At 43.6% G+C, this 13,613-nt stretch carries 8 protein-coding genes; 1 reads left to right on the top strand and 7 read right to left on the bottom strand.

Annotated elements, in window-relative coordinates:
• Window positions 1-19: 19 nt before the first annotated feature.
• From DI53_RS16930 to DI53_RS16905, 6 genes are all read right to left on the bottom strand, one after another.
• Window positions 20-1,669: a hypothetical protein gene (locus DI53_RS16930; protein WP_052072515.1), complete on the bottom strand. Its 1,650-nt coding sequence runs from the start codon at window positions 1,667-1,669 to the stop codon at window positions 20-22.
• 28 nt (window positions 1,670-1,697) lie between these two features.
• Entirely contained in the window at window positions 1,698-3,041 is a 1,344-nt protein-coding gene (locus tag DI53_RS16925; RefSeq protein WP_037502556.1) for a hypothetical protein, read from the bottom strand.
• Window positions 3,042-3,053: 12 nt separating this feature from the next.
• Window positions 3,054-4,391, bottom strand: coding sequence for a RagB/SusD family nutrient uptake outer membrane protein (locus DI53_RS16920; RefSeq protein WP_037502554.1), 1,338 nt, complete (start codon window positions 4,389-4,391; stop codon window positions 3,054-3,056).
• A 3-nt stretch (window positions 4,392-4,394) separates the two neighbouring features.
• Window positions 4,395-7,430, bottom strand: coding sequence for a SusC/RagA family TonB-linked outer membrane protein (locus DI53_RS16915; RefSeq protein WP_037502551.1), 3,036 nt, complete (start codon window positions 7,428-7,430; stop codon window positions 4,395-4,397).
• Window positions 7,431-7,864: 434 nt separating this feature from the next.
• Entirely contained in the window at window positions 7,865-8,884 is a 1,020-nt protein-coding gene (locus tag DI53_RS16910; protein ID WP_037502780.1) for a TlpA disulfide reductase family protein, read from the bottom strand.
• Between the two features lie 543 nt (window positions 8,885-9,427).
• Complete coding sequence (locus tag DI53_RS16905) at window positions 9,428-11,638, bottom strand: mechanosensitive ion channel family protein (RefSeq protein ID WP_037502548.1); 2,211 nt, start codon at window positions 11,636-11,638, stop codon at window positions 9,428-9,430.
• A 251-nt stretch (window positions 11,639-11,889) separates the two neighbouring features.
• Here DI53_RS16905 and DI53_RS16900 point away from each other — a divergent pair, with 251 nt between their 5' ends.
• On the top strand, window positions 11,890-12,993 hold the full coding sequence (locus DI53_RS16900; RefSeq protein ID WP_037502545.1) for a catalase family protein: 1,104 nt from the start codon (window positions 11,890-11,892) through the stop codon (window positions 12,991-12,993).
• 194 nt (window positions 12,994-13,187) lie between these two features.
• Here the strand turns inward: DI53_RS16900 and DI53_RS16895 are convergent, their stop codons facing one another.
• Entirely contained in the window at window positions 13,188-13,562 is a 375-nt protein-coding gene (locus tag DI53_RS16895; RefSeq protein ID WP_037502542.1) for a response regulator, read from the bottom strand.
• Window positions 13,563-13,613: the final 51 nt, after the last annotated feature.

Genomic DNA, 13,613 nt, shown 5'->3' with positions numbered 1-13,613 from the left:
CTGACCAAACAAACATAGGCTACTTATTGTACTGACCTGCATCCAGCTTTCCCGGGGAAATTTTATAGTCTTTCCTGACTTTATGCAATACAACATATAGTGAATCCCGATTTTCATCGATACCCGTTAACACAACTCTATTTTCATCATCCTCTATCTTGTACGATAGGATAAAACGTTGCCTGATTTCCTTCTCCGCCATTTGATCAGCCTTGGCAAATTCGCGTAAGCGACGAGCAGTTCTTGCGCGTGGATGCACGTATCCCGCTTCATCGCCCAAACGCGCTTTGACATCTGTCGGTATCCATTCGGCTAGGGAAATTGATGGTTTCTCCCCGGCTGTATCTTTCTTAAGACGATCCAAATAATTTTTTACCCCGCCGTCGCCACCTTCGCCCGCGGTCACGTTACGCTGATCGGGAATCAATTTATATTTATCTTCCAAGTATAGCGTTTGGGTTTTAGGATCGACATAGTAATGAAATGCACGTTGCCCACCCGCAACTCCTGAAATCTCAAATGTTCGGTTGACATCACGTTTCGGATCTCCGCCGCCGTTTGACAAATCTAATTTCAATGGTCGATTGACTTTAAAAGTTAAGGTAGACCATTTTTCAAATGTTGCAGACTGCCACCTGATGCTATCATAAGGATCAAATGGATGTGCAATACCATTAATCTTAAACTCTGATACGTTGTAGTTTCCACGAAGATCGGCCACTCCGCTACTGGACGGCTGCTTATACGGATCGTAGAGAAAATCAACGTATTGTAAGTAAAAAAAGACGCCAAGGAAAAGAAAAATGGCTAATCCTTTTAACCCAAAACGTACAAGCTGCCCTGCGGTGTTAAATTTTGGAAAAGAAAGATTAACCTTCGCCGGAATCTCACGGATAAAAACGTCATAAAAGGGCTTAAAGTAGGGTACTAACAGAAACAAACTTAGTAGAACAAAATACGAGCTGTACACGTGGACGCCCCCGTCGTAAGCAAAGTTGACGACAACTATGGCCCCTAATGCGCCCACTAATAAAGTCGATCCGATAGCTACTGTCTTTCTAAAAAAGAGTAAGGTACCGGCTCCAACCTCGACAATCCCTGCAAAGACCTGATACCAGGGCACGATACCGAAGGATAGCCAGAATATCTTCTGCGTTGTTAAATCTCCATAATCCGTATCCAGAATACCGAGAGACGGATAAGGCATTTGCACGGGGAATAATTTGGTGAAACCAAACCCAATAATGCCGAGTGCAGTACGATAGCGTACAATGACGTTTAACCAATAATAAAGCTTGGTGTATTCTTTGCGCTCTTTTTTTAAAACCTTTGCAAAAAAGCTCCATAGCAAACCCGCCGCCGCCGAAAAGAATAAGGTATTTACCCAAATACTGTATCCTTCCAAGCGGGAACCAAAAGTGGTTCGGCCAAACCAATTGACGCCTGATCCAAAACGGCAAATATCATAAAGATCCCGATAGTCTAGGTTCAGCCAATCTATAGACAATACATGCTGATACCATAAAGGGTTATTCGGGATGGATAGTATAATAAAGAAAACTAAACTTATCCGGAAGGCCAACAATTGCCAAAATGGCCAGCTTTTGTTTAAAGGACGGTCTATCTCCTTTGGGACATCTTTATCTGTTATTTTTTCAATTACGAACATAGCAAGTGCAAATCAGTATGTGAATAAATTATAATTTGAAACCTAATTTCCGGCGCCCCTCTTTTTTGACCTCTTGGAGGAGGTAGCGCTTATCTATTTTATGAAGTGCCACAACAAGTGAATCTCCCTGCTGGCTTTTACCGCGTAACTCAAGGTGTGTGCTATCGGGGCGTATGATATCAAATGTGTATTGATCATCGGGATAGTGCGGGTTTGGATTTTTTAAGACAATACGTTTCTGATCATCAGAGGCGTCATAACGGTAGTACAAACGGTCGCCCACCTGCGCATACTCGTAATCGCGGCTGCTGTCTTCCCGTTTTAAAAAGCCTGTAGAAACTGTCGTTCTTATTGTATCATTTACGCGTACACTTAACGTATTCCATTCTTCAAAAACGACATCTTTCCATCTCGATTTATGTGTTGGTGAAAAATCTATACTATCCCCATTCAACACATAGCTGTCAACGAGATATTTACCTGCGACATCAGGTAGGCCATTTTCCGCTGGGTAGTACAGGCTTGCTGATCGACTAATGTCAAACGAGCGGAAACCAACGAGGACGCCAAACAAAATGACAAATAATACTTTTGGAATCCATTTGTATTGCCCCCAACGCACTTGGTTCCAATTAAATTTCCAACGTTCCGGAATGGTAGTTTGAAGATCAATAACGAGCTTAGATAGACGCCCAATATCATAGAAGAAAATGGGCAGCGTCAATAAAACAATGTAGGCCGAAGCGAGATAATACGCTCCGCCGTAAGCAATATCGGCCAAAAACACATTGCCATAGAAAGGTATGATAATGACAACTGCCAGAAATGACGTACGACGGAATACGAGGAATATGGCAGCGATCAACTCGACCGTTCCCAAAAAGACCAGATAGGCCGGCGCAGCAGACAGACTTAGATAAAGGTGTTTCCAATCTTCAAAATAACCATAGCCCGTGTTGAGGTGACTTAACGATAGCTCTGGTGCGAAAATGGCAAAAAACTTAGTAAAGCCTGCAACAAACAAAATCGAAGCAAGGCGAAAACGCACAAAAATTCGCAAAATGTAAAAATATAGCGCCTCGCGATCTGTATCAGGTGTCTCTTTCTTAAACCAGTAAAACGCGCCGATTAAAGCCAGCCCCAAGCCGATAAGCCAATCGTAGACCTGTGAGACCTCTCCAAAAAAATGGGGTAGGAAAACAAGTAAATTAAATAGGTCTGTCACCAGATACTTCCATTCCAGTCCGACAAGCGTACGATAAAAATCGGCCTGTAGTGGTAAGCTAAGAAGCAAAATAAATATAATGGCTACACGAAGAATATATCGTTGCCAAGGCGCGTTTATCGGGATTTGAGGTGTTCGATTCGTCATGATTTATCAAGATTAAAAGGAATAACCGGGATTTTGTTCGAGCACAGGATCTGCTAATATCTGGCTGTAAGGGATTGGCAAAAGCAGTCGAAATGATTCGGTAATACCTAACACCTCTTGTGCCCTGCCGGTGCGAACCAAGTCAAACCAGCGATGTGCTTCAAATGCAAACTCCAAACGGCGTTCGTCCTCTATAGCGCGTAGAATCTCGGTCTGATTCTGCGAAGCGGGCTTGGCTGTTAGAAGTGCTCTTGCCCTTACGCTGTTAAGATCGGCAATGGCCTGCTGGTAGTCGTTAGCATGCGCGCTGGCTTCCGCGCGGATCAAGTATAGCTCTGCGATGCGAATCACATAGGTTGGATCGCTAGCAGGGCTGCGGTAATAGAGATTTCCATACCATCGGTTCTGGTTATCTCGGGCTATTAGCTCGCTTCTGGCTCCGCCTGTCGCCGCCGTAGTTAACAATGAAACCAAAGCCGCATTAGGCGCCCATTGGCGTGTGCCACCATTGGTTTGCGGTTGCCACTGCCCGCGATGAGGATTTAATTCGTTAGCGTTATAATACAATTCGAAGACAGATTCTCTGGTGCCCGTTACATTACTTTTAAAAAAGCTGTAGTACGGGTTTAGGAGTTCATATTCCGTATCCGTCAGCAATCTATTAGCATAGGCAATGGCCTGTGTCCAATCTTCCTGATACAAATAAAAGCGGGCTTTTAGTGCCCACACGGTCTTCTTGGTAAAGATAAACCGATTGGTAGCTTGCGGCAGCAATTCTTCAGCGGCAGACAGGTCTGCCAAAATCTGTGCATAGGTTTGATCGCTATTGCTACGGACCACGCCTGCGTTCTCGCCCACATTTGTTGTTGGTTCAGTGATAAGGGGCACGCCGCCCCAAATGCGAACCAAGTCGAAATAGCTGAGTGCACGGATCGCATAGGCCTGTCCCAAAATAAGGGCTCTCTCATCAGCGGTAATATCAAGTGCTTCGTTATCACGTAGAGCTTTGATGATATTATTCGCCCTATTTACACTTTCATATAGGCCATTCCATGTTGCTGCGATAGTGGAATTCTCCGCATTGACGCGGTGATTTATAAATTCTTGAATTTGAGATTGCGATCCCGTCCACTCCACGTTATCGCCTGAGAGATACGCTATAGACTGGAAGTTCACGCTATAATAATCGCGTAGTGCGACATAGGCACCGTTCAGTGCTGCGTTGGCTGATGCCTGATCATGGATTACGTTTTCGCCAGATATAGAAGCTTTCGGATCCACCTCAAGAAAGGAGGAGCAGCTACTGCTTGCTACAAGAACGGCTATATATAACATATAATTTCTTATCATTTTTTAAAGCGTTAAGTTGATACCTAATTGAAAACTTCTGGGCTGCGGTGGCGTACCTAAATCTATCCCTTGTTGGTTAGGTGATCCGTTCGCTGCAGACTCTGGGTCCAGACCGGTGTATTTCGTCCAGGTAAACAAGTTTGTAGCCTGTGCGTATATCCGTAGTCTCGAGATGGATAGACGATCTAGCACTTTGCTCCCAACGTTATAACCGAGACTTAGCGTTCTAAACCGCAGGTAAGATCCATCCTCCAGCCACCTGCCGCCGCCATCTTTGTAGTTATTGTTGTTGACGCCATCAGAACGTGGCACATCAGTAATATCGCCAGGCTGCTGCCAACGATCTAAGTTTGATGCAAAGATGATGCGCGCGGCATCTCGTGCGCCCCCTGCTTCGCCAAAAAATCGGTTATGGTTGTACACCTCATTGCCTACGGAAAAAGTTAAAAATGTTTGTAAGTCAAAATTTTTATAGGTGAAATTGTTAGATATCCCCCCGAAATAGTCTGGCCATATACTTCCCAAAATTTGCCGATCATCCGTCGTGATTTTTCCGTCGCCATTGACGTCTTCATAAACCGCGTCCCCGGTGGCTGGATCTACATAAAGTTGGTTGTATACCCAGAAAGAATACATAGGGCTACCTTCTTGGAATAGAATAAGATCCCTACTGCCGAAATTCATTGGCTTCGCCAATTTTTCAATATTGTTTACATTGCGTGCCACATTCAGTGATGTGCTCCATGAGAAATCATCTTTTTGAATGTTCACGGAATTTAGTGTGAGTTCAAATCCTTTATTGCTTATTTCCGCTGAATTATTCAGGTACTCGTCGAAGCCCGTAGTACCTGGCAAAACTTCCGTCAACAGGCCGTCTTTGGTGTATTTATAGTAATAATTTAAAGCAAATGATAGTCTATTTTTTAAAAGAGCAGCGTCTAACCCGATATTGAATTGCGATGTCTTTTCCCAGCTCAATTGCTGATTGGCCAGCTGCTCAGGTATGATGCCTGGAGATCCTTGGTAGGATGTATTAACACCAGACCACAACAGTCGGGATGCGAATGAATTAATGCCGTTTTGGTTGCCTGTAATTCCATAGCTACTCCGTATTTTAAGATCGTTGATAAAGCTTACGTCTTGTAAGAAACCCTCTCTTTTTAATCGCCAGGCAAGGCCGACCGCGGGAAAATAGCCCCACTGGTAACCTTTGTTGAATTTTGAGGAACCATCAGCGCGTAGCGAGAAATCAATTAAGTAACGATCGTCGAAGGCATAGTCAGCGCGCCCAAAGAACGATGCAAGCTTATACTTGTCCCAGTCCTGTGTACTTGTGGTATTTGCAGCTGCACTTATCAGTGTGAAATCGTTGGTTGCAAACCCCCGGCCAGTAGCCGAGGTAAGTGAAAAGGTTGAACCTTGTAGCGTATTTCCAACAAGTAATCCGACGGTATGCACACTGGCTATTTTCTTGCGGTAGGTAAGCGTCTGCTCGTTGATCCAGGTCGTTGCCTGGCCGATTGCTGAAGTAGCTAATCCATCGGGACTTCCGGCAATTAGCAAGTTGTTCCAATATTCGTGTTCATCATATTGATTATAATCTAAACTAAATGTAGACCGAAATCGCCACGATGGTGATAGTTGATATTCACCATACAAATTGCCGATGTAGCGCAAGCTAATTGAACCGACATCGTAATTATCAAGCAATAAGGTTAGATTATCGAAGCCGGCCCGTCCTACTGGTACGCCTTGCTCATTAAAAGGTGAAAGGTAAGTTGGCGTATGTAATGCCGCTTGAAGGATACCTCCTTGCGGGCCATCCCCTGCCCGCCCTTGATTTCGTCCGGTACGACTCAGCGAATTACTGGATCCTACTTTTATTTTATCGTTAACTTTTTGATCAAGGTTAAAGCGAAAGCTCGACCGATCGAAAGAGATTGGCCTAAGAATCGATTCCTGCTTGTTGTATCCTCCACTGAGGTAGTATGCGGTATTATCACTCCCGCCATACAAAGAAATATCTGCATTGTGCACACCCGCCGTGCGAAAAGCCTCCGAAAGGCGGTCATATGTTTGCTGTTCAGAAGGCAGTCCCCTGCCGCCATCGGCAACGGAAACGAAAGGTTCGGGACGGCCAATATTGCGATTATATTCATTCACTAACAAGGCATGTTCTTCACCCGTTGTAAGATCCCACAGCTTAGCAGCCTTTGCTCTTCCACTGTAAAGGTTGACATCAATTTTTGTGGATTGACCATTCTTGCCGCGCTTTGTCGTAATCAAGATTACACCATTCGCACCACGGGATCCATACAGGGCGGTCGCTTCCGCATCCTTCAGTACTTCTACAAATTCGATATCCGATGGATTGAGGTCTGCAATAGGCGATGTTGCTTTGCCACCGCTATTAATCGTCTGTAGGCTTTCCGAGTTTACAAAGACGCCATCAATAACATACAATGGATTATTATTGGCATTGATGGAAGTCGCACCGCGTAGCCGGATGTTTAGCGCCTCACCTGGCACACCGGTATTGGTGGAAACCTGCATGCCGGCAACTTTTCCCTGCAGTTGAGCGTCGAAACTTCCTGTCGGAATGCTGCTCACTTCTTTTAACGGTACTTTTTCAATCGATCCGATGAGGTTTTTCTTTTCCACCGTGGTGTAACCCACCACCACCACTTCGTCCAGATCTTCCGACGAGCGCTTTAGTTGGATCACGGCCGGCGAAGTGTCAATAACGATGCGCTGACGTTCGTAGCCTACATACGAAAGTAATAAGGTGAAAGGTAATTTTTGACCTGTGACGAATTGAAATTTACCTTTTTCATCGGTCTTCACGCTGTGTGTAACAGCATCAAGCTGAACGGTGACACCTTCAATTGGTTGTTTTGTTTGTTCGTCTATCACAACGCCTTGAAGCGTCGCATTGATAATCGGTTTGGTCTCCACTTGCCCCCAAGATTCTTGAGCAAATAGTATATAGGTGAACAATATACAAAGTATACGATACTTTGATAGTGTCGTTTTTTTCATACAAAAACAGTTTAATAGTGATAACTACAAGTGCCAACGCCAATTGATTACTTGATAAGTATACATTAGTAGGGGAAGCCAAGCCTCCCCACACTAATTATTTAGAGAGAGAGAAATTACATGCTGCTACACATTCGCCCAAATACCGTCAACAGGTTTTGGTTCAAAAAAAGTTTTTTGCAGCGAATGCGATGGTTGATGTGTCTTTTCATTTTCAGTAATCTATTTAAAATTTGGGTTACCTGCGTTGCAGGATTCAGTACAGCCTTTTGCTGTTGTTGTTACAAACATAAGTAAAAAAGACGACTATATTAGTAGACTTTTATTTATTATTTTTTGCACGCCCTATTTACGGGATTTTTGCCCCCCATCTTGCACGCATAAATCCGCTCAATAAATCGCATCAAGCCTAATGCGCTTGCTATACTGTGGATTTATTTGTCTTCGTCGCCAGTCGTAGGTTTATAGAGTTCCTCCAATTTCTTTTGTAGTTCCACCCCTTTTATATTTTTGGCAACGATAGTGCCATCTGGGGCAATTAAAAAATTACTTGGAATAAATCGTACACCGTATAATGCTGCTGCCTCTGTATCCCAAAACGCTAGATCAGACACCTGCGTCCAATGCAAACTGTCATCAGCAATTGCTTTCAACCAAGCCGCTTTCTTTTTATCTAAAGAAACACCGAATACCGAAAATCCTTGCTCACGATAACGCTCGTAAGCTGCAACAACATTTGGATTTTCCTTTCGGCAAGGCGGACACCAGGCTGCCCAAAAGTCGAGTAAAACGTAGCCCTTACCCAAGTGATCGAAGAAACGGACGTCTTTTCCTTCAGTATCTTTAGAAACAAAATCTAGTGCTTTCTTTCCAACTGCAACAGCGCGTTGCTTTTGTACAAGGTCTTTCAATATCTTCACATACTGTGTTTGCTGAAGTGATGGGGAAAGAAAAGCGATGTGGCGCTCGATTTCGTCTGGAGATAAGGAGTATGAGTAGTTTCGAAAAAGTGCGTACGCAGCTACAATGGATGAAGGATCTTGCTTGATAAATTCTTCCGCGCTTAAATTGCGCGCATTGCTACGAAAATTGTCGAAATGTGACTGCGCTTTTGAGCCACTTACCTGTATTGTTGGATGGCTTTCTTCTTGACCGATTTCTACTTGTATAGCTGTGTTTTCCAGAAACACGGGCAATGCAGCAGCATCTTTACCGATACTTAAAGCGTAAAGTTCAGGTAACTGTACGGCCGTGTTGAAATTAAATTTTCCATTGTCGACTTTTGCTGAGTCAATAATCTTGTACACTTTATTTACATATTGCTGAAGGTAAACTTTATTCCCGTCCGTATTTTTTACTGTCCCGGAAAGATTTAAGGTCGAAGTCTGCTGCCCATAACTGCTTAGCGCGGCTGCAAGTAAGATCGAAAGTGTTAGTATATTTCTGTTTTCCATATTGATATTGTTTGATACATAAAATTTTGAAGAGGGCATGTAGGCGCTGATGAAGTGTCCAGTACGCATACCATGCACTTTTGTTTTATCAATTGTCGTATGTTTGAGTCCGTTTAGAGATGATTACTGATGCGAATATAGGATATAATAATTAAAATGTCTACTAAATTAATAGACTTTTGATTTCTATCCGTCCTTGTTTTTACAAACGCAAGATCGCTTCGTCGTCGTTCCCCCTTCTCGCGATGACGTTTGCGCCTTACCTGATGAACATGCTTTTTGTTGGTATTTCGACCAGAAAGTAGATCCTTGCTCTTACAAACGCAAGATCGCTTTGTCATCGTTCCTCCTTCTTGCGATGACGTTGCGCTTTATCGGATGAATACGCTTGCTATTTATATTTCAACCAGAAAGTAGATCCTTGTTTTTACAAACGCAAGATCGCTTCGTCGTCGTTCCTCCTTTTCGCGATGACGAAGCGATTTTATTTATTATCAGGTTTTAACTACGCTTGTTTACGAGAAGATTGTTTAGCAATAGTAACTAGCTCGATGAGACTTTTATTTCTCGGCCATCCAAATCCCCTTTCAAGGCTTCCAGAAACTGGCTTCTAAATTTTTCGATGTAGCGCACATGCTTAATCCCTACCTGTACGGTGAGAATGTAATTATCGGGCGTGACATCTTTGGTTAATACCTTGATAGGAATATTGAGATCAACTTCATTGAATGTTCGCAATGTATCCTCCACTTGTTTTTTGACCCCGTCAATGCTTCCTTTATTTTCCACGGTAAGCTGCATATTCATCCGGATATCAGAATCCGAGAATGTCCAATTGACTAAACGGCCGGACAGTAAATCTCCGTTCGGAATAATTACGCGTGCGCCTTGATCGGTTAGCAGCGTGCTAGACCGGATGCCGATTTGCATTACCTGGCCTTTTTTATCCGCTAGCTCCACATAATCTCCAATCTTGAACGGTTTCTCAAACACCAAGATAATCCCAGAAACGAAGTTATTGATGATGTTCTGCATACCGAGACCGATACCGACACTTAACGCACCAATGATGACGGTGAGCTTATCCATTCCAAGCCCTAGAATGCTGATCCCTATTAGAAAGCCAACTACAAAGATCAACAACCGAAACAACGGAAAAAGAGTCATCTTGCGAGCGTGTAATTCATCATTCGCAGGATCGTTAACTAGATTTTTTAAGTTTTTTTGCAACCAATTTGCGATCCAGACGACGGCAATCGCTAGTAAAAGATCGCCATACGTAAACGTAATGCTCCCGACTTTATGGTTTGTGGTGAGCAGTTTTTCAAAAAAGGCACCCGCTTCCCGTGTGATATGCATATTGTTTATAAAAACAATGGCGATCAAGGCAACGCAGATTATGCGAATGAGGCGGTCCACACTCGCCAGCATTTTTTTTAGGTCAAAACGCTTAAAGACCGTCTCTGCTTTAGCTCGCTCATATTGCTTCGCTAAATCATGCAAAATCATGTCTCTGAAAGCTCGTAACGACATGGCTTGCAAAAACCCAATGCCGGTTGCCAAGCTCCACATGCGTGATACCGAAACATAATCAACCGCATTCAAAACGATAGCCAATAAATGTCCAAGCATAATCAACACGCGTGCATAGCGGTGCATATAGCCTACTGGATTATCAATATCTGTACGGCGCCCCATTAGATACACCAGCGCTATTCCCGATAAATTAGCTAACATCGCAAAAATACGGCTCCACCAAAGCTCAGAAAGTAGCAAGTTTGACACGATCAGTAGCACATAATAAAGGAATACAAAGTGTAACGCTCTTCGCTTAAATGCGCTAAGCTCTTTGAACAATATGATGTATAAAAATATAAAGACCAGGAAATAACTGAACTCTAATACAAGTACGGGTACGGTGAACGTAACAAACGGGAGCAAAACCAGAAAAAAGATGATACACTTTAGAATCGGAATCCAGATAGGATCATTGCGGTGCAATGGGAGCTCGTCGCCTTCTTGCTCAGTCTCGCGACCAAGACGATACATCCAATAGAAATAAAGCAGGCTAATCAAAATAAGAAATATTCGACTACTCCAAGCCGGATAGTCAAAAAAGGCGGTGGAAGAACCGTCTCGCCCCATATTTGTGCGAACCGTCTTTATCACCCGGCGTGGTACGGGTATGATTTTGGAAATCGTTGAATCGATGGCAGAGGCCGATACCTCCTCCCGTTGCCTGCCGGCAGATTCTTCCAAATAAAGAACATCTGACATTAGCCGCTTTAGCGTATTTTCCATCCGATCTAAGCTATCCCGCGTTCCGGAAAACGCAAGTCGTATGGAATCGTTAGCGGCCAAATCTTCTACCATATTGCTATCCAGACTGGTCGGTGCACGTTGTTCGGAAAGCCATACGGTACGTGCAGACTTGATGGTTTCCGTCAGGCTAATAATATCTTTTTTCTTAACAGCCAATACCTGCAGGGCGCTATCAAGCCTCGCAGAATCCGGCCTTTCCCGGCTCCATGAAATTAAACGTTTTGTGCTATCTACCTGACGTGAAACACGACCCACCAAAACAGACCACTCTCTCACCTGCCCTCGTCGCTCATCGAGCTGTTCTAATGCGTTTTGCTGATCAATAGAATCTTGGATTTGAGCCCACAAAGACGATGGAATCGCCAGAAGAATACATATTATCAACTGGATAAACCGCCGTTGCACTGCACTATTTACGTTTTTACCTACCATACCATATATAACGGCCAGCTATATCAAAGGTTTTTCTGCGCTTGCTACAAAAAAGTTAGCGCGTGATGGTTTGCATCATGTAGCACGCTTACTTCCATATTGCAGACTTTTAAAACATAGTTAGCAATCAGCCGTTCTCTATTGGACTACCTGCCTGTGCTGGCAATACTATAACAAGTGTGGTTGAGAGGATATATAGTACAAACGGCAACCCACAGAATAGCAAAAACAAGTAACATACAGCAAATAATATGGACGTAAATTATGTAAAGTATTCGGACGATGTTGAAGTGAAACAGCCGAATGAGGATGAGGATAGCAAAGCAGTTGTTGAGTCAATGTCTCGTGTGAACAAAATTATGTTTGAGCGGTATCGCCACGCGATAAGAGATGCCCATGCAAAAAACCATGGCATACTTCGTGGTGAATTGGAGATTTATGATAACCTGCCCGAACATTTAGCGCAGGGACTCTTTTCAAACGCTAAAACCTATCCAGTTATCATCCGGTTCTCAAGTGCTCCGGGGATGATCGAAACGGACAAGAAATCTACACAGCGTGGCATGGCAATCAAAATCATTGGTGTGGAAGGGGAAAAATTTCTTCCAGAGGAAAAAGACGCCCTTACCCAAGATTTGCTGCTGGTCAACTACCCGATAATTCCTACCGGAACCATCAAGGATTATCTCGATCAGCAAAAGAAGATAGAGGAATATATCGATACACCTGAGCTATTTCAAAGTTTTCAGCAGACGATGCTTGTTGCCGGGCGTAAAGTCAAGAATCTTTTGGGTAAAGAGAGCGATCCAAATGATTTTGGAAAACCAGGATCTCATTTGCTGGGCGACCGCTACTTCAGTATGGCTGCTGTGCGTTATGGAGACTATATTGCAAAAATATCCATCGCGCCGAAATCGGATAATGTTGCAGCCCTACATGGTAAAAAGATGGACGAGGAAAAGATCAAAGACGATCCGGATAACTTCCTAACGAACATTGTGAAGGAATTTTTCGCTACACAGACCGCCATTTACGAATTGTCGGCGCAGCTTTGTACGGATATTGAGAAAATGCCTGTAGAAGACGGATCTGTCCAGTGGATGGAGGAAGATAGTCCGTATCAACCAATTGCCAAGCTAACCATTCTTTCACAGGACAGCTACAGTCCGCAAAGGCGCGTATTTGCAGATGATGTACTAAGCTTTAACCCTTTCCATTGTCTGCCCGAACACCGTCCTCTAGGAAATATTATGCGCGTACGTCGGCTAGTTTACGAGGCATCATCAAGTTACAGACACCGGATGAATGCACAACCACGCATAGAGCCAACTCACATAGAGCAGCTACCCGACTAACAGAAGATGTTTGCAGCAATATCAATCCCTGCGTTGTCTACCAAAACAATAAAACATTAATATACAGCGGAAAATCAGCTATTTGCGAGATTTACCTATTATTAGGCGAGATGTGAGCACGAAATTACCAAGGAGCGTTACTTGACAGGTATCGCTCTTCCATTTTGATGAGTGGCAAAATTCGTAATACCCTTTTAGGCAGACAATGGCGGACGCTCGTCAGATACGACCGAAAGAATCTCAGCTATATCAAATGGCTTCGCTATAAACCGGTTAGCCCCGGCATTCATAGCTGTCTGCTCGCCATGTATACTCGCGGAAATGCAGACGATATATAAATCATCAAAGGCGCTGTCTGCCCGAAGCTGTCTAATAATCTCATCGCCGGAAAGCATAGGCATCCACAAGTCAATTATTAAAAGCTTCGGTTTGACCTCTTGAAGCCTTTTGTACAACAGCGTGCTGTCGTTTTCTATACAAACCACTTTTCCTGTACTTTCTATAACAAGCGCAAGCATATCTGATATGCCTACATCGTCGTCGCAAACGAATACAATATTCTCTCCCATTACATTACATCATAAGATTCGCTAAGCAAGAATAGCACCAAAAAACGACAA

Source organism: Sphingobacterium deserti (assembly GCF_000757725.1).
Classification (GTDB): Bacteria; Bacteroidota; Bacteroidia; order Sphingobacteriales; family Sphingobacteriaceae; genus Sphingobacterium; species Sphingobacterium deserti.
Note: the sequence above shows the minus strand (reverse complement) of the source record. Positions and strands in the feature narration are given on the sequence as shown.